The sequence below is a fragment of the Burkholderia ubonensis genome (genome assembly GCF_902833085.1).
Taxonomy (GTDB): domain Bacteria; phylum Pseudomonadota; class Gammaproteobacteria; order Burkholderiales; family Burkholderiaceae; genus Burkholderia; species Burkholderia ubonensis.
This window is the reverse complement of record NZ_CADFEB010000008.1, coordinates 145855-165912: the sequence shown is the minus strand read 5'-3', so window position 1 is coordinate 165912 and position 20058 is coordinate 145855. Positions and strand designations below refer to the sequence as shown.

At 68.7% G+C, this 20058-nt stretch carries 20 protein-coding genes; 3 read left to right on the top strand and 17 right to left on the bottom strand.

Features of this window, described 5'->3' with window-relative positions; translation table 11 throughout:
* Nucleotides 1–40: 40 nt before the first annotated feature.
* Nucleotides 41–625 carry a thiamine phosphate synthase gene (locus HWX31_RS22945; protein WP_174965961.1) on the top strand — a complete coding sequence of 195 codons (585 nt, stop codon included), beginning with the start codon at nucleotides 41–43 and terminating at the stop codon, nucleotides 623–625.
* Nucleotides 626–654: 29 nt separating this feature from the next.
* On the opposite strand, the gene HWX31_RS22940 is transcribed toward HWX31_RS22945, so the two are convergent.
* Nucleotides 655–2286 carry a DUF3459 domain-containing protein gene (locus HWX31_RS22940; protein WP_174965966.1) on the bottom strand — a complete coding sequence of 544 codons (1632 nt, stop codon included), beginning with the start codon at nucleotides 2284–2286 and terminating at the stop codon, nucleotides 655–657.
* A gap of 198 nt (nucleotides 2287–2484) precedes the next feature.
* Nucleotides 2485–3138 carry a DUF1345 domain-containing protein gene (locus HWX31_RS22935; protein WP_174965960.1) on the bottom strand — a complete coding sequence of 218 codons (654 nt, stop codon included), beginning with the start codon at nucleotides 3136–3138 and terminating at the stop codon, nucleotides 2485–2487.
* A 121-nt stretch (nucleotides 3139–3259) separates the two neighbouring features.
* Here HWX31_RS22935 and HWX31_RS22930 point away from each other — a divergent pair, with 121 nt between their 5' ends.
* The gene (locus tag HWX31_RS22930; RefSeq protein WP_174965959.1) at nucleotides 3260–3991 is read left to right on the top strand and encodes a metallophosphoesterase; all 732 of its coding nucleotides are present in this window, start codon (nucleotides 3260–3262) and stop codon (nucleotides 3989–3991) included.
* A 31-nt stretch (nucleotides 3992–4022) separates the two neighbouring features.
* On the opposite strand, the gene HWX31_RS22925 is transcribed toward HWX31_RS22930, so the two are convergent.
* Both HWX31_RS22925 and HWX31_RS22920 read right to left on the bottom strand, forming a co-directional pair.
* Complete coding sequence (locus HWX31_RS22925; RefSeq protein ID WP_059490720.1) at nucleotides 4023–4730, bottom strand: RES family NAD+ phosphorylase; 708 nt, start codon at nucleotides 4728–4730, stop codon at nucleotides 4023–4025.
* Nucleotides 4721–5140 carry an MbcA/ParS/Xre antitoxin family protein gene (locus HWX31_RS22920; RefSeq protein WP_174965958.1) on the bottom strand — a complete coding sequence of 140 codons (420 nt, stop codon included), beginning with the start codon at nucleotides 5138–5140 and terminating at the stop codon, nucleotides 4721–4723. Before HWX31_RS22920 ends, HWX31_RS22925 begins: the two co-directional genes overlap by 10 nt.
* Nucleotides 5141–5363: 223 nt before the next feature.
* Here HWX31_RS22920 and HWX31_RS22915 point away from each other — a divergent pair, with 223 nt between their 5' ends.
* On the top strand, nucleotides 5364–6146 hold the full coding sequence (locus tag HWX31_RS22915; RefSeq protein WP_059610853.1) for an ABC transporter substrate-binding protein: 783 nt from the start codon (nucleotides 5364–5366) through the stop codon (nucleotides 6144–6146).
* Nucleotides 6147–6244: 98 nt separating this feature from the next.
* Here the strand turns inward: HWX31_RS22915 and fabF are convergent, their stop codons facing one another.
* From fabF to HWX31_RS22850, 13 genes are all read right to left on the bottom strand, one after another.
* On the bottom strand, nucleotides 6245–7516 hold the full coding sequence (gene fabF, locus HWX31_RS22910) for a beta-ketoacyl-ACP synthase II (RefSeq protein WP_174965957.1): 1272 nt from the start codon (nucleotides 7514–7516) through the stop codon (nucleotides 6245–6247).
* 76 nt (nucleotides 7517–7592) lie between these two features.
* Nucleotides 7593–8102, bottom strand: coding sequence for a winged helix-turn-helix transcriptional regulator (locus HWX31_RS22905; protein ID WP_059610857.1), 510 nt, complete (start codon nucleotides 8100–8102; stop codon nucleotides 7593–7595).
* Nucleotides 8103–8309: 207 nt separating this feature from the next.
* On the bottom strand, nucleotides 8310–9284 hold the full coding sequence (locus tag HWX31_RS22900; protein ID WP_174965956.1) for a type II secretion system F family protein: 975 nt from the start codon (nucleotides 9282–9284) through the stop codon (nucleotides 8310–8312).
* Nucleotides 9285–9338: 54 nt separating this feature from the next.
* On the bottom strand, nucleotides 9339–10316 hold the full coding sequence (locus HWX31_RS22895) for a type II secretion system F family protein (RefSeq protein WP_059610861.1): 978 nt from the start codon (nucleotides 10314–10316) through the stop codon (nucleotides 9339–9341).
* A gap of 48 nt (nucleotides 10317–10364) precedes the next feature.
* Nucleotides 10365–11732: a TadA family conjugal transfer-associated ATPase gene (locus HWX31_RS22890; RefSeq protein WP_059610863.1), complete on the bottom strand. Its 1368-nt coding sequence runs from the start codon at nucleotides 11730–11732 to the stop codon at nucleotides 10365–10367.
* 20 nt (nucleotides 11733–11752) lie between these two features.
* Nucleotides 11753–12961, bottom strand: coding sequence for a CpaE/TadZ family protein (locus HWX31_RS22885; protein WP_174965955.1), 1209 nt, complete (start codon nucleotides 12959–12961; stop codon nucleotides 11753–11755).
* A gap of 16 nt (nucleotides 12962–12977) precedes the next feature.
* Nucleotides 12978–13439, bottom strand: coding sequence for a TadE/TadG family type IV pilus assembly protein (locus tag HWX31_RS22880; RefSeq protein WP_174965954.1), 462 nt, complete (start codon nucleotides 13437–13439; stop codon nucleotides 12978–12980).
* Nucleotides 13436–13939: a TadE/TadG family type IV pilus assembly protein gene (locus HWX31_RS22875; RefSeq protein ID WP_174965965.1), complete on the bottom strand. Its 504-nt coding sequence runs from the start codon at nucleotides 13937–13939 to the stop codon at nucleotides 13436–13438. Before HWX31_RS22875 ends, HWX31_RS22880 begins: the two co-directional genes overlap by 4 nt.
* A 44-nt stretch (nucleotides 13940–13983) precedes the next feature.
* Nucleotides 13984–15240 (bottom strand): pilus assembly protein TadG-related protein, encoded by a 1257-nt coding sequence (locus HWX31_RS22870; protein ID WP_174965953.1) that lies wholly within the window; start codon nucleotides 15238–15240, stop codon nucleotides 13984–13986.
* A 24-nt stretch (nucleotides 15241–15264) separates the two neighbouring features.
* Nucleotides 15265–15561, bottom strand: a complete 297-nt coding sequence (locus tag HWX31_RS22865) for a hypothetical protein (protein WP_174965952.1) — start codon at nucleotides 15559–15561, stop codon at nucleotides 15265–15267.
* A gap of 22 nt (nucleotides 15562–15583) precedes the next feature.
* Nucleotides 15584–17659, bottom strand: a complete 2076-nt coding sequence (locus tag HWX31_RS22860) for a type II and III secretion system protein family protein (protein ID WP_175933966.1) — start codon at nucleotides 17657–17659, stop codon at nucleotides 15584–15586.
* A gap of 119 nt (nucleotides 17660–17778) precedes the next feature.
* The gene (cpaB, locus tag HWX31_RS22855) at nucleotides 17779–18621 is read right to left on the bottom strand and encodes a Flp pilus assembly protein CpaB (protein ID WP_174964579.1); all 843 of its coding nucleotides are present in this window, start codon (nucleotides 18619–18621) and stop codon (nucleotides 17779–17781) included.
* Nucleotides 18622–18656: 35 nt separating this feature from the next.
* Nucleotides 18657–20057 carry an ATP-binding protein gene (locus HWX31_RS22850; RefSeq protein WP_174964578.1) on the bottom strand — a complete coding sequence of 467 codons (1401 nt, stop codon included), beginning with the start codon at nucleotides 20055–20057 and terminating at the stop codon, nucleotides 18657–18659.
* Between the last annotated feature and the right edge of the window lies 1 nt (nucleotide 20058).

Sequence of the window (20058 nt, the reverse complement as noted above, 5' to 3'; positions counted from 1 at the left end):
CGGCACGCGCCCGCCGCCCCGGCCGCCGGCGCGGCGCGCGATGAGCACGCCGCTGCCGCCCTGCTGCGTGATCACGCCGGAGCCGGCCTCCGCGTCGGACGCGGACTGCCGCGCGTTCCTCGACCGGCTGTCGGCCGTGCTCGCGCGCGGCGAGACGCTGGTGCAGCTGCGCGTGAAGTCGTTCGACGCGGCGGCGTTCGCGCGGCTCGCGGCGGACGCGCTCGCGCGCTGCGAAGCGAGCGGCGCCCGGCTGGTGCTCAACGGCAGGATCGATGCGCAAACGCTGACGCAACTCGGCGGCGCCGGCTGGCACCTCGACGGCGCCGCGCTGCGCGCGGCCGCACGGCGGCCGCTGCCGCCCGCGCGGCTCGTGTCCGCCGCGTGCCATACGCTCGACGACCTGAAGCATGCCGAGCACATCGGCGTGGACTTCGTCACGCTGTCGCCGGTGCTGCCGACGCTCAGCCATCCCGGCGCGCCGACGCTCGGCTGGGCCCGCTTCGCGGAATGGGCCGCGCAGGTCGCGGTGCCCGTCTATGCTCTGGGCGGAATGACCCGCGACCAGCTCGCCGACGCGCGCCGCCACGGCGCGCACGGCATCGCGGGCATCCGCGGCTTCTGGTAGCGCGCTCGCGCGCGGCGGTCCCCGGACACTCAGGCAAGCATCCCGCGCCATGCGCCGTCGTCGATCCGGCGCGCGTCGTGCGTCAGCGCATACTGGTTGACGTCGCCCGTCAGCCACGCAACAAGCGAATACGGCGGCAGCTCGCCGCCGTCGACCCGGTCGCGCGCGCGGCCCGGCGTCTCGAACACCACCATCCCCGCCGGCGCGTCGAACGGCACCGCATCCGGCGACAGGTTCAGCGCGATGCTGAGCATCTCGCCGTCGGCGAGCCGCCACGACGCGAGCAGCGCATCGGCCTCGCCGGTGCTGCCCGTGCGCAGCGTGTGCGCATCCTGCGGCCGGCAATCGGCCAGGCGCGGCGCGATCAGCTTCGCGCGCACCGCGAGCGCCGACTGCACGAAATGCGCGCGTTCGAGATCGCGCGCGGTTTCGTCGAAGATCAGCGGAATCTGCGGCGTCAGCAGCGACAGCGCGAGCGCGGCGAGGCCCGCTTCGCGATCCTGGCCGCTGTCCCGCCATGCGCCATCCGACAGCACGAGTGACGTCAGCGGCAGTGCCGTATCCGCCGGGCCGCCCTCGCTTTGGGCCGCCGGCTGGAACGCGGCACCGGCAGCCGTCAGGGCCCGCGCGAGCGTGTGGATCGACTGATGCGACGAGATCCCTTCATGACCGGACGCGTCGCGGCCCGTCAGCCGGTGCAGCGCGCGTTCGCCGCAGCCGTTCCATTGCGCGTCGAAATGCGTGTCGGCGAGATGCGCCGGATGCCGCTCGCTGCCGAGCACCAGATGGATCAGCCGGTCGGCCGGCACCGCTGCGCGCACGCGGTCTGCGATCTCGCGCAGCCACGTGATGCCGATGCGGTCCGCCTCGCGCAGCCGCAGGCCGTCGCAACGGTATTCGTCGAACCAGTACAGCGCGTTGTCGCAGAAGAAATCGCACACTTCCGGATGGTCGAGCGCGAGCGGCGGCGCCTGCAAAGGATCGTCGCGGGAGTGGAAGAACGGCGCGGCGTAATGGCGCAACGCGTCCGTGCCGCTGCCGAACCGTGCGTAATCGAGTTCGAGCAGCACCGCGAGACCGTAGCCGTGCGCGTCGTCGATCAGCGCCTTCAGCGCGTCGGGGCCGCCGTCGATCGCGAGCGGCGCGAACGGCAGGCTGTCGTGCGGCGACGCGAGCAGTTCGAGCGCGGTCACGCCGAGATGCGCGAGCTGCGGCAGCCGGCGGCGCACGCCGTCGAAGCCGCCGGCCGCGCGCGGCTGGATCGCGTACAGCGCGATGTCCTCCCACGGGCGGCCGCGCCAGAACGTGTGCCGCCACGTGAACGCGCGCGGATCGACGACCTCGCTCGGGCCGTTCAGCCCTTCGGGCTGCGAGCGGGAGGCGGGATCGGGAATCGAGACCGCGTCGTCGAGGCGATAGCGGTAGCGCGCGCCCGCGCCGCAGTCGGCGAAGACCTCGAACCAGTTGGGGCCGGCCGGCGCCATCGGCACCAGCGTCATGCCGCTGCCGGTGTCGAGTTCGAGCTGGACCTGCGCGCAGCCCGGCGCCCATACGCGGAAGTGCGTGCGCGGCGACGCGCCGATCGCGCCGCACGGCTGCGCGCCGGACGACAGACAGTGAATGTAGTGATGCGCATACGGATCGTGCGGACAATCTGACATCACGCGCTCCTCGTGCATGCCGGGCTGCACGGATGCGCCGTCGCGGCGGCGCAGGGGGACTGGCATGCGGGTTGCCAAGCGGGAGGGAGTAGATGAGTATGCGCTGCTTTTCCGGTGGCGACGCGCGCCGCCGGACATTATTAAAAGCGTATCGACCCCGACGGGACGCCTGTCGCCGCACGCGGCGCGCTACGCGGCTCAGCCCAGCAGCCCGGCCGCGACGTTGATCGACAGGCCCAGCACCGCCATGTTGAAGTAGAACGAAAGAATCGACTGCGACAGTACCGCGCGCCGCGCCGGGCGGCTGCCGAGCGCCACGTCGGCGGTCTGCGACGCAACCGCGATCGTGAACGAGAAATACAGGAAGTCCCAGTAGTCGGGTTCGAGCTTCGTGTCCGGGAAGCGGAGCGCACGCTCGCTGGCCGGCGACGCGTAGTAGAGCCGCGCGTAATGCAGCGTGAAGATCGTCGGGATCAGGAACCACGCGCCGAACAGCGTCGCCGCCGTCACCGCGTAATGGCCGAGCCCCGCGCGAAAGCCCACGCCCTTGGCCGTCGCGAGCTCGATCGCGATCGCCGCGACGCTCGCGACGGTCGCGAAACAGATGATCGTCAGCACGGTGGTCGCGCTCTCGTCCTCGCGGATCGCGATCTCGCGCACCTGATGGTGGTGCGCGGTCACCATGCGCACCCACATCAGCGCGAGATACAGCCACACCGCGACATCCCAGCCGATCAGCGCGCGCACGGTCGGGCGCAGCGGAAGCGGCAGCAGCAGCGCGCACAGCAAGCCTGCGGCGAACGCCGCCACCAGGCGCGGCCGGTTGCGTAATACCTGCGGATAAAGGGTCATGGTGAGTTTCCGAAAGCGAATGAAAGGCGCCGGTCAGTCTCGGGGATTCCGGCTGGTACCGCCCCGATTATCGCCATTCCGACGGGTCGTGGCGATGATCGCAAGCGCCTAAGATATGAGGATGACTGCCACCCCCGCCCTCTGCCGCCATCCGGCGAACACCGTCGGCCGCGACTTCGTGGTCGGCGACCTTCACGGCTGCCTCGATGCGCTGCGCGCGCTGCTGCACGAGGTTCGCTTCGATCCGGCCCGCGACCGCCTGTTCTGCGTCGGCGACCTCGTCGACCGCGGCCCCGAATCGGAAGCCGCGCTCGACCTGCTCGATCGCCCGTGGTGCCACGTGGTGCGCGGCAATCACGAGGAAGTGCTGAGCCTCGTCGCGCGCGGCAAGCTGGCGCCCGACGCGTGGCGCGGCATCGGCGGCGACTGGGGCGCGGACCTGCCGCCGGAGCGGCTGCGCGAGCATGCGGCGCGCGTCGACGCGCTGCCGCTCGTGCGGGTGGTCGGCGACGGGCCGGAGCGCTTCAACGTGCTGCATGCGGAATTCTTCGGCGACGACGACGATCTCGATAAGGGCCACTACGCGCCCGACGTGCGCGAGCGGCTGATCTGGGGCCGCGATCTCGTCCAGGGGCTCGCCGACCCGGGCCTGCAGCACGGGCTGTCGCTCACCTGCAGCGGCCATACGCCGGTGCGCGCGCCGCTGCGGATCGGCGCGCAGTGGTTCATCGACACGGGCGCGTTCGCGCCGGCGGGACGGCTCACGCTCGTCGAGCCGCGCACCGGGAGCAGCTGGTCGGCGACGCAGGCGCAAGCGCGCGAACGGCACGCGCAGCAATGGCCGTTGCCGTGACGCGCGGCAGCGCCTGCCCCGCCGGCCGGCGCTAGCCGACCTGGCTCAATTCGTACACCGCATCGATCGCCGCGCCGTTCCAGTTGTATTCGAGATAGGCCGCGTGATGACAGTCGCGCAGGATCGTGGTGCGGAACGCCGCCAGGCATTCGCCGAGCGGATCGCGCACCGACGGATAGACGACCCCCGCGCCGCCCGCGTCGCGCACCGCGCGGCCGAGCGCCTGCCCCGCCGCGTAGTTGCGCGGATGCAGCAGCGCCGGATCGCGCCGCGGCCACGTGCGCACGTCGGCCACGTCGCCTTGCGCGACCACCGTGTACAGCCGCATCTGCTGGCGCATCGGCGGCTCCTTCGTCGCGGCCAGGAACAGCCCGCTGTGGTAGCGGGTCTCGGCGATCGCCGTGTCGCGCGAGCGTGCGCAGTAGAACACGCCGTAGCGGCCGTCCGAGAAGCGGCTGCCCTGCGGATTCAGGTGGGTGAACGCAGCCATGATCGGCCCCCAGCCGAGCCCGTAGCGGCGCTCGTCGGGCGGCACCAGGTCGAGCGTGCCGACCTCGTTGCGGATGCGGTCGTTGGTCAGCGATTCGAGCGCGTAGAGCGCGTCGAAATCGTCCGCCGACGCGACGCGGTCGAACAGGTTGATCGCCGGAAAGCGGGTGGGGATGACGCGATAGGCGGGCGTCCAGTCGAGGGCCGTCGTCGGCCAGTTCATCAACGCGTCGGGAGTGTTCACGCCCATCCGCCCCGCATCGCGTCGAGATACTGGCGCACCGCGACGAGATCGCCGACGTTGCCCGCCAGCATGCGGTCCAGCGCGCGCTTGCCGCCGAACGGCGCGGCGTCGTTCGGGCGCTTGACCCACGCGTCGGCGGCCGCCGATTGCGGCAGCAGGATCTGTAGCGCCTTGTAGATGCCGAGCAGCAGCGACAGCCGTTCGAGCGTGTCGCGCGGCAGGCGCGCCGATTCCGGCGCCGCCTTCCACTTGAAGAACGTCGACCGGCCGGGCGAGCCGAGCAGCACGATCTGCTCGTCGATCGTCAGCTCCCAGTCGCGCGCGATGTTGAAGAACGCGCGCAGGCCGGCCGCCGACATCTGGGCGACCGAAGCCTGCGGCGGAACGGGATGCGGGATGTGAGCGGGCCGGGACATGAGCGTTAGTCTCAAAACGAATTCACTAACAAGATTAGTCCATTTTCGTATTTGTGCAAGGGTCGGCACCCGGCGTTCGGCGCTCGGGGTTTGCTCGCGCCGAAACGATATTTTTTGTCCATTCTGGACTGTTATTTTATTTTCTGCGCTAATGGCGGCACGGGACAGCGCGGATGCCTCCCGTCCGCCCCGGAACCGGACCGACCACGCCAAGGAACGCACCATGAAGAGACTGATTGCCGCCGTTTCGATCGCCCTGCTCGCGGTATCGGCAGGCCCCGCCGCCGCGAAGGACTGGACCACGCTGCGCTTCGGCACCGACGCGAGCTACGCGCCGTTCGAGTCGAAGGCGCCCGACGGCAAGCTCGTCGGCTTCGACATCGATCTCGGCAACGAGATCTGCGCGCGCCTGAAGGCGAAGTGCGTGTGGCTCGAGAACGATTTCGACGGGATGATCCCGGCGCTGAAGGCGAAGAAGTTCGACGCGGTGCTGTCGTCGATGTCGATCACCGCGCAGCGCGCCGAGCAGATCGCGTTCACGACGAAGATCTACAACCAGCCGACGCGTCTCGTCGTGAAGAAGGGCTCGCCGCTCGCGCCGAGTGCCGATTCGCTGAAGGGCAAGTCGGTCGGCGTCGAACAGGGCACGACGCAGGAAGCGTACGCGAAGGCGTACTGGGCGAAGCAAGGGGCGAACGTCGTGTCGTACCAGAACCAGGACGGCGTCTATGCGGACCTGCTGGCCGGCCGCCTCGACGCCGCGCTGCAGGACGAGGTGCAGGCCGCGATCGGCTTCCTGAAGTCGCCGCGCGGCGCCGGCTACCAGTTCGTCGGGCCGGAGCTCGTCGACGAGAAGGTACTGGGCGTCGGCGCGGGCATCGGCCTGCGCAAGGAGGACGCGGACCTGAAGGCGAAGATCGACCGCGCGATCCTCGACATGGTCAAGGACGGCACCTACAGGCGGCTCGCATCGAAGTACTTCGATTTCGACATCTACGGGGGCTGACGCGGCGTCACGGGCGCCCCGCACGGCGGCCGGATCGGGCTGGCCGGGCCGCCGTCGAGGCCGGCCCAGCCGCGAGCGGATCGAAGGCCGCCGCTCAGTTATTCAAAACGGCGGAACAGCACACTTGCATTCACACCGCCGAACCCGAATCCGTTGGAAATCGCATATTCGATTTCCATTTGCCGGGGGGACCTGCACACGATATCGACACCGGCTGCGCCTTCGTCCGGTGTTTGCAGGTTTCGCGTGGCGGGCGCGATCTGGTCTCGTATCGCCAGCGCCGTAAAAATGGCTTCGATTCCGCCGGCTGCACCCAGCAAATGCCCTGTGGCTGATTTCGTAGCCGAGACTGCTGGGCCCCCGGAGCCTCCGAACACTGCCTTGATGGCGTTCAGTTCGCTGCTGTCGCCAAGTTGAGTGGACGTAGCATGCGCGTTCAGATGCTGAACGCCGCCCGGGGCAATTCCCGCCTGCCTGAGTGCCAATTCCATCGCTCTACGCGCACCGTTCCCGTCGGCTGGCGTCGAGGTCATATGGTAAGCATCCGAACTGGTCCCGTAACCGACCAACTCGACGATCGGCGTCGCACCGCGACGCAATGCATGCTCCAGTTCCTCGATGACCAGTAACCCGGCTCCTTCGCCCATGACAAATCCGTCACGCCCCTGATCGAATGGCCGGGAAGATTCCTCCGGGTGTTCGGCAAAGCCGGTGGAAAGCGCCCTTGCGGCCGCGAAGGCACCTACGCTGACCCTGTCGATACATGCTTCGGCCCCGCCACACAGTGCAATGTCTGCTTCCCCCGCCCGGATCAAACGTGCGGCGTCGCCAATTGCCTGAACGCTGGCCGCGCAAGCCGTGACCGGAGCGCCGATCGGCCCCTTGAAGCCGTGGCGAATCGCAATATTTCCGGCGGCCATGTTTGCCAGGAAGCTGGGAATGGTAAAGGGAGAAAGACGGCGAGGCCCTTTGCTTTCGCTGGTTCGAACCGCGTCGGCAATCGCTCCGAATCCACCGATGCCCGACGCGACGATAGTCGCTGTCCTCGTCTGCCCGTTCTCATCTTCGGGCGACCATTTTGCCTGCTCGAGCGCCTCCTTTGCCGCCGCAAGGGCAAGCAGGATGAAGCGATCCATCTTCTTCTGATCCTTGGGATCGGCAGCCAGATTCGGATCGAATCCAGCCGGGTAAGTCTCCGTGCGCTCGGGAACCAGGCCGCCGACCTTCGCAGGTATGCCGTCAACGATTTCGGGCGGCAGGGAAACGATGCCGGAATCGCCGTCAAGCAACCTGCGCCACACGTGCTCCAGCCCGCATCCAAGGGGGGAGACGATACCCATGCCCGTTACAACAATTCTTTTCATATTCATCAGTCTCAATCACATATACGGCGAGCGCTTGGCCGTCGGTCGCGAAGCCGTGAGCGCCCTTCCCCTAGGGGCCTGTTCACGCTCGCTCGGTCGCCGCATGCTTCGTCCTTGCTCGTGCAAAACGCTCCTGGATGATCGCGTCCGCAGCAGGGCCGGGCACGACCACATGGCTGTCTCGCGTAATCAGCTGTCCTGTTTCCAGGTCCACGACGCCAATGCGCGCAGCCCGTCCCGATGCCTTGTCGAGCAGTTGGACCGTGCGTCCCTGCGGAGACAGCCGCTCGCTTCCCCATTCCGTGAGCGCCAGCATGACCGGGCGGAATGACCAGCCGAGTTCGGTCAAAACGTACTCATACCGGGGAGGCTTGCTGCTGTACTGAACACGCTCCAGCAATCCGGCAGCAACCAGATCGGTCAGCCGGCGGGTGAGCATGTTGGTGGCGATGCCAAGGCTCTCTTCAAATTCGTCGAAGCGGGTCAGCCCATACATCGCATCCCGCAGGATGAGGATGCTCCACCACTCTCCAACACGGCTCACGCTGCGAGCAATCGGGCATGCCCATGCGCTTAGATCGGTACGCTTCATCTGATGTCCCTTCTCTCGGGCACTTACTTTCAACATGAAAGTCATACTACACACGTAAGTTTCAAGATGCAAGCCACAAGCAATGAGGACACGTACCTGCCCGAAGTACCTGATCGATCATCGTGAAACAAAAAAGACGCGGCCGGACAAGCCGGCCGCCTCCCCTCCCCGCCGCCGTGATCCGGCGGCGCCCGTCGTCCGGAATTCTCAGCCGCCGTTCATCGACGCAAAGGTCGGCAGCAGGATCCGGTAGATGTGGATGAATGCCGGTCCGAGCAGCACCGTCAGCAGGGCCGGAAAGATGCAGAAGATCAGCGGGAACAGCAGCTTCAGCGCGATCTTCGCCGCGCGTTCCTCCGCGCGCATGCGCCGCCGCGTGCGCAGCATGTCGGACAGCACGCGCAGCGAATCGCCGATGCTCGTGCCGAAGCGGTCGGCCTGGATCAGCATCGCGCAGAACGATTCGATGTCCTCGACGCCGGTGCGCAGCGCGAGATTGCGCAGCGCGGCTTCCTTCGTGAAGCCCGAGCGCATTTCGAGCAGCATCAGGTCGAGCTCGCTCGCGACGACCGGGCTGCGGAATTGCAGCTCCTCGCATACCTTCAGCAGCGCCGAGTCGAGGCTCAGGCCCGCCTCGACGCATACGGTCAGCAGGTCGAGCGCGTCCGGGAAATCCTCGAAGATCACGCGCTGGCGCGATGCGATCCTGCGCGCCAGCACGACGTTCGGCAGGTAATAGCCGATCGCGCCGAACAGCACGAGGATCATCGACAGCGTGTAGCGGCTCTCCGCGAGCTTCGTCGTGATCAGCGCCGGCAGCAGCATGGCCGGCAGCGCGATCGCGAGCAGCGTCTTGGCGCCGAAATACACGCTCGCGGCGTTCGGCGTGCGCCAGCCGGCGTTCATCAGCCGGACCCGCAGCGGCGAATCTTCCCAGCCCTCCTTCGGCACCGACAGCTTCGAGATCGGCTTCGACATCTCGGCGAACTTCTCGACCCACTCGGACGCGAAGCCGCCCGTCGAAGCGCCGTCGCCGAGCGTCACGGCGCCGCCGCCCGCCTGCTGCAGGCGGCGCTGCATGTTGCGCGGCACGAACACGAGCAGCGCCACCAGCGCGCCGGCGAACACCGCCGCGAACAGCCCGCCGAGCATCAGGATTTGTATCAGGTTCAGGTTTTGCATGACAACTCCTCGATCAGAGCGTGAAGCATCCGGTCACGTCGCGCGCGCCGCGCGTCAGACACGGATCCGGATGATCCGGCGCATCCACAGCACGCCGAACGCCATCGACACCAGCGTGGAGACGACCAGCTTGATCCCGGCCGGGTCCTGCCAGAGCACCGCCAGGAATTCCGGGTTCAGCAGCATCATCGCGCCGGCGGCGGCGAACGGCAGCAGCCCCAGCACCCACGCCGACATGCGCCCTTCCGCGGCCAGCACGCGAATCTTGTCGAACAGCTTGAAGCGCTCGCGGATCAGCGCGGCGATGCCGTCGAGCAGCTCGGCCAGGTTGCCGCCGGTCTCGCGCTGGATCAGCACCGCGATCACGAAGTAGCGCAGGTCGCGCACCGGCACCCGGTTCGCGAGATTCATCAGCGCGTCGTGCAGCGACACGCCGTAGTTGATCTCGTCGAACGTGATGCGGAACTCGCTGCCCATCGGCTCGGAAAACTCGTCGCTGACCATCCCGATCGCGCTCGTGAACGCGTGGCCGGAACGCAAGGCCCGCGCGATCATGTCGCACACGTCGGGCAGCTGGCGCTCGAGCTTGCGCATCCGGCGCCCGCGGTTGCGCATCACGAACAGCAGCGGCAGCATGCAGGCCGGCAGCGCGATCAGCACCGCGACCGGGAACGGCAGCGTCGTGAAGGTCAGCGCCACCAGCACGAGCGGCGGCAGCGCGAGGCTCATGCCGACCAGCTTCGCGACCGACCAGCTCATGCCGGACTGCTGCAGCAGCAGGTCGAGCGAGTGCACGCGCGGCATCGCCATCAGCAGGCGGTCGAACGGCTTCGCGTCGTTGAGCATGCGCTCCTTCAGGATCGACAGCCGCTCCTTCTGCACCTGCCCGCCGGCGGACATCGCGCGGATGCGCGCCTCGATGCGCTTGGCCGCGACGCCGTGCCGGGCGTTCCACCACTGGTAGAGCCCCTCGAACGCCAGCACCACCGCGACGAACAGGAGAATCACAAACGCGTAGAAGATCGGATCCATGGTCGTTCCTCGTCTTCGGAACGCGGCCGGCGCGCGCCGGCCGCGCCGTTAGTTCGCCTCGTAATGGCGCGCCGGGTCGTAGAGCGCGTCCGGCAGGTTGATGCCGAACGCCTGCAGGCGGTCCGCGAACTTCGGCCGCACGCCGGTCGCGGTGAAGTGCCCGCGCACCGTGCCGTCCTTGTCCACGCCCGTGCGCCTGAACGTGAAGATCTCCTGCATGTTGATGATGTCGCCCTCCATCCCGGTCAGCTCGGAGATGCTGACGATCTTGCGCTTGCCGTCGGTCAGGCGCGCCGCCTGCACGACGACCGAGATCGCCGACGCGATCTGCTGGCGCATCGTCTTCGGCGGCAGCGACAGGCCGGCGATGCTGATCATGTTTTCGAGACGCGTGAGCGCATCGCGCGGCGTGTTCGCGTGAATCGTCGCGAGCGAGCCTTCGTGGCCGGTGTTCATCGCGTTGAGCATGTCGAGCGCCTCCGCGCCGCGCACTTCGCCGAGGATGATGCGGTCCGGGCGCATCCGCAGCGCGTTGCGCACCAGCGTGCGCTGCGTGATCTCGCCCTTGCCCTCGATGTTCGGCGGACGCGTCTCGAGGCGCAGCACGTGCGGCTGCTGGAGCTGGAGCTCGGCCGCGTCCTCGATCGTGACGATCCGCTCGTTCGCCGGAATGAAGCCCGACAGGATGTTGAGCAGCGTCGTCTTGCCGCTGCCGGTGCCGCCCGACACCAGCACGTTCACCTTCGCGCGCGACAGCGCGTCGAGCAGCTCGGCCATCGGCGGCGTGATGCTCTGGAAGCGCACGAGGTCGTCCATCTTCAGCGGGCACACCGCGAAACGCCGGATCGACATCAGCGGCCCGTCGATCGCCGACGGCGGGATGATCGCGTTGACGCGCGAGCCGTCCGGCAGGCGCGCGTCGACCATCGGGCTCGACTCGTCGATGCGGCGGCCGACGCGCGACACGATCTTCTCGATCACCTTCATCAGGTGCGCGTCGTCGTAGAACGTCACGTCGGTCAATTCGAGCTGGCCGTGCCGCTCGACGTAGACCTGCTTGTACGTGTTGACGAGGATGTCCGACACGCTCGGGTCGCGCAGCAGCGATTCGAGCGGGCCGAAGCCGAACATCTCGTCGTAGACGTCGATCGCGAGCTGGCGCCGCTCGATGTCGTTCGCGGGCAGCTTGTCCTCGTCGAGGATGCGCGCGATCAGCATCGAGATCTCGTGGCGGACCTGCTCCTGCGGCATCCGCGACAGGCGCTCGAGCTCGACGCGTTCCAGCACCGCGGCGTGGATCTCGCGGCGCAGCTTCTGATAGGCCTCGCGCACCATCGCGCCGCCGGGACCGCCGTGGTCGGCGCGTGCGGCGACCGGCGGCATCCGTTGCATGGACAACTGTTCGCGCAGTGACATGGTCGACTCCTCGAATGAATTCACATGGACTTGAGTTTCGGCGCCGCGCCGCGGCCGAACAGCCGGGCGACCAGCGGTTCAGTGCGCTGCGCGCCGTGCCCCGCGCGCATCTCGCCCTCGACGAGCTGCTTCGCGCAGCCTTGCAGCGCGCGGGCCACCGCGCAGTTGCGCGCAAGGCGCGAAATCGGGTGCCCCTGGTTGACCGATTCGAGCACGGTGACGGGATCGTCGGGAATCACGTCCGTCGCGTGCATGCCGAGCACTTCCTCGAGCGCGGAACGCGTGCGCTCGCTCGCGCGCGCGTTGCGGTTCACGATCAGGCGCAGCCGGTCGAGCGGATAGCCGAGCGACATCAGGATTTCCTGCAGCCGGCGCCCCGCGCGCACGTGCGGCATCGTCGGCAGCAGCACGAGCTCGATCCGGTCGCTGCGGTCGAGCGCGACCATCGACACCGGATTGAGGCTCAGGCCGACGTCGAAGATCACGAAGTCGTAGCGCGGCGCGGCGACGCCGAGGATCCACTCGAGCGCATCCTCGCGCATCTCGGCCGCCTTGACGGGGTCGCCCGCGCCGGCCAGCACGTGGAAGGTGTCGCTGACCCGCGCGACGCTCGCGTCGAGAAACGCGCCGTCCAGGCGCTCGAGCTGCGTGCAGAGCTGCGGCAGCGTCGACGGCGGCGTCTCGTCGGAGACGAGGAACGCCGCGTCGCCGAACTGCTGGTTCAGGTCGATCAGCAGCACGCGGCGCTTGAAGGTCTCGGCGATCTCGTACGCGACGTTGCTCGCGATGAAGGTCGTGCCCGAGCCGCCCTTGCACGACATGAACGAGACGATCCGGGTGTCGCCGCTGTCGCGCCGCGTGCTCTGTGCGGCCGCACGCTGCAGCGCGTCGGTGAGCGCATGCACTTCGAGCGGCCACGCCAGCACGTCGCGCACGCCGGCGCGCATCGCGTCGAGCAGCGTGTGCTGCGACGCGTCGGCGGTCACGAGCATGCAGGTCAGGCCCATGTGCAGCCGGCACATCCGCTCGATCGCGGCCAGCTCGGCCGCGTCGAGCGACGCGCAGTCGACCATCAGCACGTCGAACGCGTCGAGCCCGTCGGTGCGATGCTCGATCTGCGCAGGCCGGCCGGCCGCGCGCGTGACGCGATAGTTGCCGCAGTCGGCGACGAGCCGCGCGATCTGCGTCAGACGCCCCGTATCGTCGGAAGCCACGAGGATGTTGATCATGTTTTGCCTCGTTCGGTTAATTGCAGACCGTTCCGCCAGTGGACGACATCAGGCTCTCGCGAGGGAGCGTGGTCGAGAACGACGGCATGGGGACGTTGATCTTCACGAACGGGATCAGCGTCTTGATCGTGATGCCCGTCACTTGCAGCGTGACGAACGTACAGGTGCTGCGCGCGGTCGTCGGATCGGAATCGCAGCCCGACGGCGTATAGGTGAGCGTCACGTTGCTGGCCTTCAGCAGCGGCATCAGCGTCGTGATGCGCTGCTTGATCACGGTCGCATCCGCGTCGCACACGGTCGCGGTGCGCGCACCGAGGCGCATCGCCTCGCTCGCGGTGTTCCAGTAGAACAGCACGCGGCCGAATTCGCAGATGCCGATCAGCAGCGTGCAGAAGATCGCCGCGACCAGCGCAAACTCGACGACGGTCGCGCCGCGCTCGGCGCGGCGACGCAGCGGGGAACGGGTGCGCGGTTTCATGACACTTGCCTCATCACGGTGACGATGTTGCCGAAGGTGATCTGCGGCAGGCCCGGGAACGCCGGGATCGGCACATACTTGTAGCCCTTGATCTTGACCTCGACCAGGTTGATGCTCCCGGACGGCGCGCCGCCCGACGCGCCGTTGTTCGCGTCGTAGGTGACCACGCTCGCGAACTGCGGCGGGTCGGACGCATCGCTGCAGCCCGTGTTGTTCGATGCGTCGCAGATCACCACGTTGGTCGTCGCCAGCCCGGGCGCGAGCTCGGTGCCCTTCGCGCCGCAGGTCGTGCTGCCGTAGACGGCGAGGCACTGCGCGGCCGCGAGCGGATACGCGGGATCGCTCGGCAGGTACGTCGACAGATAGCGCGCCGCATCGCGCGTCGACTTGGTCAGCGCCTCGTACTGGTAGATCGCGCGGCCGAACTCCGCGACGCCGGTGACGAGCAGCACGAGCGGAATCATCACGAACGCGAACTCGACCGCGGCGACGCCGCGCATCCGGGAACGACGGGACAAGGGCTTCTGGTTCATGATCGCCTCGGTTATTGAAGCAGCACGGGCACCATCGGCCCGACCGAGCCGAGGTCGCCCGGCACGCCTTCGGTGGCGCATGGGCTGCCCGCCATCGACGACGAGCCGCGATATTCGAGGTGCACCGGGCCTGCGCCGCCGCCCGAGCCCATCGGGTCGAGCATCAGCATGCAGTCCCACTGCAGCACCGGCGCGCTGTGGCCGCTCAACAGCTGCGTGCAGTCGACTTCGGGCGCCAGCACCAGGCGGCGATCCGCGCCGGCCGTATAGTTGCTCGCCGCATACGAGCCGCTCGTGGTGATGCCGGTCGTCGCGTCGCCCTGATAGCTGGCGAACGTCCGGCGGTGGGCCACGAAGTCGGCGTATGCGTCCCGTCCCGTGGCCCACGTGGTCGTGTTGTACGTCCAGCCGGTGAAATCGGGCGTGCCGTCCGCCGGGCCCTTGAACGGGTTGTTGTAGATGCCGAAGCGCGTATTCCACGCATCGCCGCTCGACACCTTGTTCCCCGGCGAGCCGAGGCTCGATCCGACCGCCGGCAGGTTGCAGTAGTTGCCGGCCAGTTCCTTGGTGATCTCCGACGCGCTGTTCGAGCCGTTGAGCGCCGCCCAGCCGAAGTTGCCGGCGCCGTAGCTCGGCGGAGAGCCCGTCTTCGAGGCCATCCAGTCGCCGATGTTGTAGCTGGCGCCGGCCACCGGCGGGCTCACGTTGGTGCCCGCCTTGCAGACGAACACAGGAATCGCACAGGTCGTCTGCGCCGGCCCGACGGTCGCGACCGCGGCGGCCGACACCGACGCGTTCGCGATGTTGATGCCCGGGATCACGTTCAGCGCCTGGATGAACCAGTTCGCGATGTTGCCCTGCGCCGTCGTGCACTTCACGTACTTGATGCTCGCCGGCGCCGATACCGAGCCCTTCGGCAGGAACGGATTGGTCAGCGCATCGCTGAAGGTGACGTTCGAATCCGTCAGCAGCTGCACCGCGTTCTGCTGGAACAGCGCGAAATTCTGGTGGCCGGCGGTAATGCCGGCCGCCTCCGAAACCGACAGGTTCACCGTGGCGCCGGTCAGGTCACGCGCAGCCGCCAATGCACAGGCATCGGCGCTGTTCTGCAGTTCGCTGCGCGTGACGTACAGCTTGCCAAGATCCAGCGCGAGGCCGACGAACCCGATCAGCACCGCCAGCGCGAGGGCGACGATGACCGCGACGGCGCCGCGCTGGCGGCGGCTGCCGCGAGCGGTGATTCGAGGATGTTGAGCGACGCGGGACATGGCAATCTCCCTGAGCGGCTGTCGTTATTGGTTGGCGGACTTGCTGATGCCGATCACGAACGTGTTCGACGGCGGCTGAACCGTCTGGAACGACTTGTCGTAGTTGTCGAGCGCGGACGCCGCGGCGCTGCCCGACACTGCCGGCTTCGGCGCGTGCTCCGCGGCATGCGGATCGATGATCTGCGCTTGCGTCACGGCGCGCACCGACTCGCCGAAGCGGCCGTCCCACACCGGCGTCGACGACATGCAGCCCGCGAGCGCGGCGGCGAGCGGCGCGGCCAGGGCCACGCGGCGCACGATTACGAGGTAGGCGGATTTCATGAGCTTCCCCTTGAGTGTCTTTTCAACGATCGGTGGACGACGGCGCGGCGTTTGCGCCGGCAACCTGTTGCGGGCGGCGATTGGCCGGGCTCGGCGGGTTCGCCTGGGTCGCCGCGGCGATGCGGGCGGCGGCCGCTTCGATGCGGGCGACGCGGGCCGCCGTCGCGTCGGCGGCGGCCGGTGCAGCAGCGGCCGGTGCCGGTTCGGCCTTGACCGGAGCCGGTGCTGCCGCGACCGGCTTGACCGGCTCGGCCTTCACCGGGGCCGGTGCTGCCGCGAACTGCCTGGCCAGCACGGCCTTCACCGGTGACGACGATGCCGCGATCGGCTTGGCCGGCACGTCCTGCGTCGTCACCGGCAGCGCCGTCACGGCCGGCTGCGCGGCCGGATCGGCGTGCGGCGCGCGCGGCGCCGGCAGCGCGGCGGAGGCGGCGGGCTCGTCCGACTGCGGCGCGGGCGCCGGGGCCGGCACGGGAGCCGGCGCCTGCGACTGCGGCATCGACTGCTGCGTCGGCGCGGCCTCGCTCGCGGGCGCCCTGCCGTGCTTGCGCAGCCCGCCTCGCCCTTCCATGTTGCCGGTCGCGAACACGTCCGCTTCGTTCGTCCGGGTAAAGCTGTCGGTCGGCAGCGGCACGTCGGCGGTCTGCAGCGGCTTCACGAGGTGCGGCGTGATGATGAAGATCAGCTCGGTGCGGTCCTGCTGGAACGACGTGCTGCGCGCCAGCGCGCCCAGCACCGGGATTTCGCCGATGCCCGGCACCGCCTTCAGCGAGCCCGTCACGTTGTCCTTGATCAGCCCGCCGATCGCGAACGTTTCACCGTCCGCCATCTGCACGGTCGTCGACGCGCGCCGCGTCGTGATCAGCGGCAGGATCGACGCGCCGGCGACGTTGGTCGCGGTAAGCGTGACGCCCGTCTGCGACAGCTCCGACACTTCCGGCGCGACCTTCATGCTGATGCGGCCGTTCGACAGCACCGTCGGCAGGAACCGCAGCGCGACGCCGAATTCCTCTTCCTGCAGCGTGATCGTCGTGCCGCCGCTGGTATTGCTCTGCGGGACCGGGATGAAGATCTTGCCGCCGGCGAGGAAGGTCGCTTCCTGGCCGCTGATCGTCACGAGGTTCGGCTCCGCGAGGATCTTGACGAGGTCGTCGGTGTTCTGCGCGTCCACCGCGACGCGGAACGGCCGGTTGTTCGCCTTGTTCGCCATGATGCCGCTCGCGACGCCGGCGAGCAGGTTGCTCACCAGCGCGCCGCTCCACGAGCCGAAGCCGCCCTGGATGTTGAACGCCGAGCCGAGCTGGTTGATCAGCGTCTTCGACACCTCGGCGACCTTCACCTCGAGCATCACCTGCTGCGGCGCGGTCACGGTCAGCATGTTGAGCACGGTGCCGCCGCCCTTGTTGTCGCCGTTGGCGCCGCCGCCGCCCGCGTTCGCATAGGCCTTCGCGATCGCGGCCGCCTGCTGCGCGGCCTGCGAGCTCGACACGTTGCCCGCGAGCACGATCGTGTCGGCCGCGGTCGACACGTGGATGTCGCGCTCGCCCGGCATCAGCTGCCCGAGCGACGCCTGCAGGCCGCCCGCGTCGGCGCCGACCGCCACGTCGATGATCCGGCACGCGCCGCTCTTGCCCTGCACGATCATGTTGGTCGTGCCGACCGACAGCCCGAGGATGTAGAGCGTCTGCGGCGACACCATCGTCGCCTGCGCGACGGCCGGGTTGCCGATCGTGCGATTGCGCACGGGCTCCGGCATCGGCACCAGCATCGACTTGCCGAGCGGCACGCTGACGGACGTCGATTCGCGCACCGCGCCGACGCAGTTCGGCCCGCGCAGCGGCCCGTTCGCGGCGGCGGCCGCGGCCCCCGCTGCAGGCGCCGGCGTCATGCTGATCGTCATCTGCATCGGTCCCTTGCCCATCGCCGCCGGCGCACTCGCCGGGCCGCCCTTGAGTAGCGCCCCCGACTCGGCGCCGACCTGCGCGACCGCGCTGTAGACGTTGAACCAGCCGGCGCAGAGAATTGCCGCCACCATCGCGCCGTGCAGGGCGCGCAGGCGCGCCGGTCCGGCTCCAGAACTTTGCGGTTTGATCTTCATTTCGTCTGATCCCCCGAATTCCCGGCGAAGCGCCGGGCTTGACTGTCAAAGGCCGCCGCTTGCGGCGAGCGGCCTGGTTGCTGTCCGTGTTGTTGACGCCATACCTGTTGTTGATGTGCTCAGAAGCATTCGAGGCTGCCGGCCACGCCCGTCAGCACACCGATGCAGTCGCGCCGCACCGCCGCCGGCGCCGCATGCGACGCGACGTGCACGCGCACCGGCTTCGCACGGGCGGGCGCCGGCGGAGCCGACGGCGCCGCGGGCATGCCGAGCAGCGTGAGCTTGGTCGCGCCGTCGGTGTTCAGCGTCTGCTTGTCCACCTGGTTGCGCAGCACGAGCGACAGCGTGCCGACGCTGCGCGCGACGTCGAGCTTCTCCGCCTGCTCGGGCGACACTTCGAGCGTCACCGCGTTGACGACCTTCGGCGCCGTATCGTCGCGGCTGACCTGCTGCGCGACCGCCAGCACCAGGATGTGCTCGAGCACGATCTTCGAGATGCTCTGCTGGTTGTCGGTCTTGCCCGGCTCCTGGGTGTTGACGATCACGTCGACGTAGTTGCCCGGCAGCGCGAAGCCCGCGACGCCAACGACGTCGTTGACCCGCACCGTGATCGCGCGGTTGCCCGCGCCGATCACGGCGGACAGCCCGCCCTTCGTGCCGATCGGCGCGAGCTTCGCTTCGAGCACGGGCTCGCCGCGCGCGAGGCTCGTGCGCACGACGCGCCCTTCGAGCGACTTGGTGTCGGTGAACGTGCCGGGGGGCACGCTGCCCGACGGCCAGCTGACGGTGTGGACCTGGGCCGGCCCGATCGGCTCGCCCAGGTTGAGGTCGGTGGCCGCGACGGCAACTTGCGTGACGGCGCTGGTGGACGTTTGAACGAGCCACCGCGATGCGAACGCGACGGCGGCGAGACCGGCCACCATGGCGATGATCAGCATCGTGATTGCGCGAGTGTTTTTCATGGCAATGCTCCTCGACAGATCGTGAATGAAACGGCTCAACCGGAAATCAGCGTGCGGCCCACCCGCTCGCCCGCCGGCGGATGCGGGCTGTCCCGCTCGGGCGCGGCGCCGAAGTAGCCGGCCCATGCCTCATGCAGCCCCTCCGGCGTGACTTCCATCGGGTCGCCGCGATAGCGCGCCGACGCGGCGACGAGACGCAGCAGGTCGCCCGGGAAGCAGGCGAGGAACGCCTTGCCGGTCGGCAGGTGCAGCTTGTGCGCGAGGTAGTCGAACGCGTCGTTGGCCGGCACGAGGCCGAGCGAGCGGCACATCGCGTCGAACACCGCGTGGTAGTCCTCGATCGCCATCGGCCCGACGTAGAGCTTCGAGCCGAGGCGGCGCAGGAACGCGTCGTCGCCGAACTGCGACGGCGCGATGTTGCTCGAGAACACCGGCCACACGTCGAACGGCACGACGAAGCGGTTGCCCGAGCCGAGCGTCAGCAGGTCGACGCCGCGATCGAGCGGCCGCAGCCAGCGGTTGAGCAGGTCGCGCGGCTCGACGCGCTGGCGGCCGAGGTCGTCGACGACGTACATGCCCATGTTGGCCTTCACGTGCGGCGGCGCCTGGTAGCAGCCGGATGCGTCTTCGCGCCGCAGGTCGAGCTCTTCGAGCGTCAGCTCGCCGCCCGACAGCACCATCGGGCGCTCGCACAGCCGCCAGCGGCGGTCGACCGACTGCCCGTCCGGCTGCTGCGCCGCGTCGACGTGCACGAGCGGGTCGTGGATCTGGATGATCTCGCCGCCCGCGTAGATCGCGTACGGCACCGGCACTTCGCCGCGCATCAGCGAGCCGAGGCGCTCCGCGAGGAAGGTCTTGCCGCTGCCCGCCGGCCCGTGGATCAGCAGCGGCCGGCCGGCGTTCAGCGCGGCGGCCGCGGCTTCGATGATCGCCATGTCGTACACGATGCCCTCGAACGCGGCCATCACGTCGGCGCGTGCGATGCGCTGCCTGCGAACCGAATGGAGGTCGATCATCTCGAGATACGCGTCGAGCGTGACCGGCGCGGGGCCGGCGTAGTTGCTGTGCGCCTTTTCCTCGATCGCGAGCACGCGGCCGGCGTCGGTCAGGCGGAACGACACGTCGAGATCGGTCGTGCCACGGTGCGTGATCTCGACGAGATGCTCGCGCACGAGGAACGCGAGCACGTCGTCGAGCACCGAGATCGGCAGGCAGTGCCGGTCGATCAGGTCCGCGTACTCCGAGCGCCCGTGCATCAGCGTCGACTTGAGCACCAGGCCGGCTACGAACGTGTCCTTGAGCCCGGTATCCGCGAGCGTGCGCGGCGCGCGCGGCAGGCGCGGCTGGAATTTCGTGTGCGACTCGCGCGACGGCGCCGGATCGGGCAGATGAGCGATCTGCGCGTCGCGTCTCGGCTCGTTGTGGTCTGCGTTCATG

What these genes read in the sequence shown, in the direction of transcription:
- HWX31_RS22945 (WP_174965961.1), top strand. Translation starts at nt 41, where the DNA reads ATGAGCACGCCGCTGCCGCCCTGCTGCGTGATCACGCCGGAGCCGGCC.
- HWX31_RS22940 (WP_174965966.1), bottom strand. Translation starts at nt 2,286, where the DNA reads ATGTCAGATTGTCCGCACGATCCGTATGCGCATCACTACATTCACTGT.
- HWX31_RS22935 (WP_174965960.1), bottom strand. Translation starts at nt 3,138, where the DNA reads ATGACCCTTTATCCGCAGGTATTACGCAACCGGCCGCGCCTGGTGGCG.
- HWX31_RS22930 (WP_174965959.1), top strand. Translation starts at nt 3,260, where the DNA reads ATGACTGCCACCCCCGCCCTCTGCCGCCATCCGGCGAACACCGTCGGC.
- HWX31_RS22925 (WP_059490720.1), bottom strand. Translation starts at nt 4,730, where the DNA reads ATGGGCGTGAACACTCCCGACGCGTTGATGAACTGGCCGACGACGGCC.
- HWX31_RS22920 (WP_174965958.1), bottom strand. Translation starts at nt 5,140, where the DNA reads ATGTCCCGGCCCGCTCACATCCCGCATCCCGTTCCGCCGCAGGCTTCG.
- HWX31_RS22915 (WP_059610853.1), top strand. Translation starts at nt 5,364, where the DNA reads ATGAAGAGACTGATTGCCGCCGTTTCGATCGCCCTGCTCGCGGTATCG.
- fabF (WP_174965957.1), bottom strand. Translation starts at nt 7,516, where the DNA reads ATGAATATGAAAAGAATTGTTGTAACGGGCATGGGTATCGTCTCCCCC.
- HWX31_RS22905 (WP_059610857.1), bottom strand. Translation starts at nt 8,102, where the DNA reads ATGAAGCGTACCGATCTAAGCGCATGGGCATGCCCGATTGCTCGCAGC.
- HWX31_RS22900 (WP_174965956.1), bottom strand. Translation starts at nt 9,284, where the DNA reads ATGCAAAACCTGAACCTGATACAAATCCTGATGCTCGGCGGGCTGTTC.
- HWX31_RS22895 (WP_059610861.1), bottom strand. Translation starts at nt 10,316, where the DNA reads ATGGATCCGATCTTCTACGCGTTTGTGATTCTCCTGTTCGTCGCGGTG.
- HWX31_RS22890 (WP_059610863.1), bottom strand. Translation starts at nt 11,732, where the DNA reads ATGTCACTGCGCGAACAGTTGTCCATGCAACGGATGCCGCCGGTCGCC.
- HWX31_RS22885 (WP_174965955.1), bottom strand. Translation starts at nt 12,961, where the DNA reads ATGATCAACATCCTCGTGGCTTCCGACGATACGGGGCGTCTGACGCAG.
- HWX31_RS22880 (WP_174965954.1), bottom strand. Translation starts at nt 13,439, where the DNA reads ATGAAACCGCGCACCCGTTCCCCGCTGCGTCGCCGCGCCGAGCGCGGC.
- HWX31_RS22875 (WP_174965965.1), bottom strand. Translation starts at nt 13,939, where the DNA reads ATGCGCGGCGTCGCCGCGGTCGAGTTCGCGTTCGTGATGATTCCGCTC.
- HWX31_RS22870 (WP_174965953.1), bottom strand. Translation starts at nt 15,240, where the DNA reads ATGTCCCGCGTCGCTCAACATCCTCGAATCACCGCTCGCGGCAGCCGC.
- HWX31_RS22865 (WP_174965952.1), bottom strand. Translation starts at nt 15,561, where the DNA reads ATGAAATCCGCCTACCTCGTAATCGTGCGCCGCGTGGCCCTGGCCGCG.
- HWX31_RS22860 (WP_175933966.1), bottom strand. Translation starts at nt 17,659, where the DNA reads ATGAAGATCAAACCGCAAAGTTCTGGAGCCGGACCGGCGCGCCTGCGC.
- cpaB (WP_174964579.1), bottom strand. Translation starts at nt 18,621, where the DNA reads ATGAAAAACACTCGCGCAATCACGATGCTGATCATCGCCATGGTGGCC.
- HWX31_RS22850 (WP_174964578.1), bottom strand. Translation starts at nt 20,057, where the DNA reads ATGAACGCAGACCACAACGAGCCGAGACGCGACGCGCAGATCGCTCAT.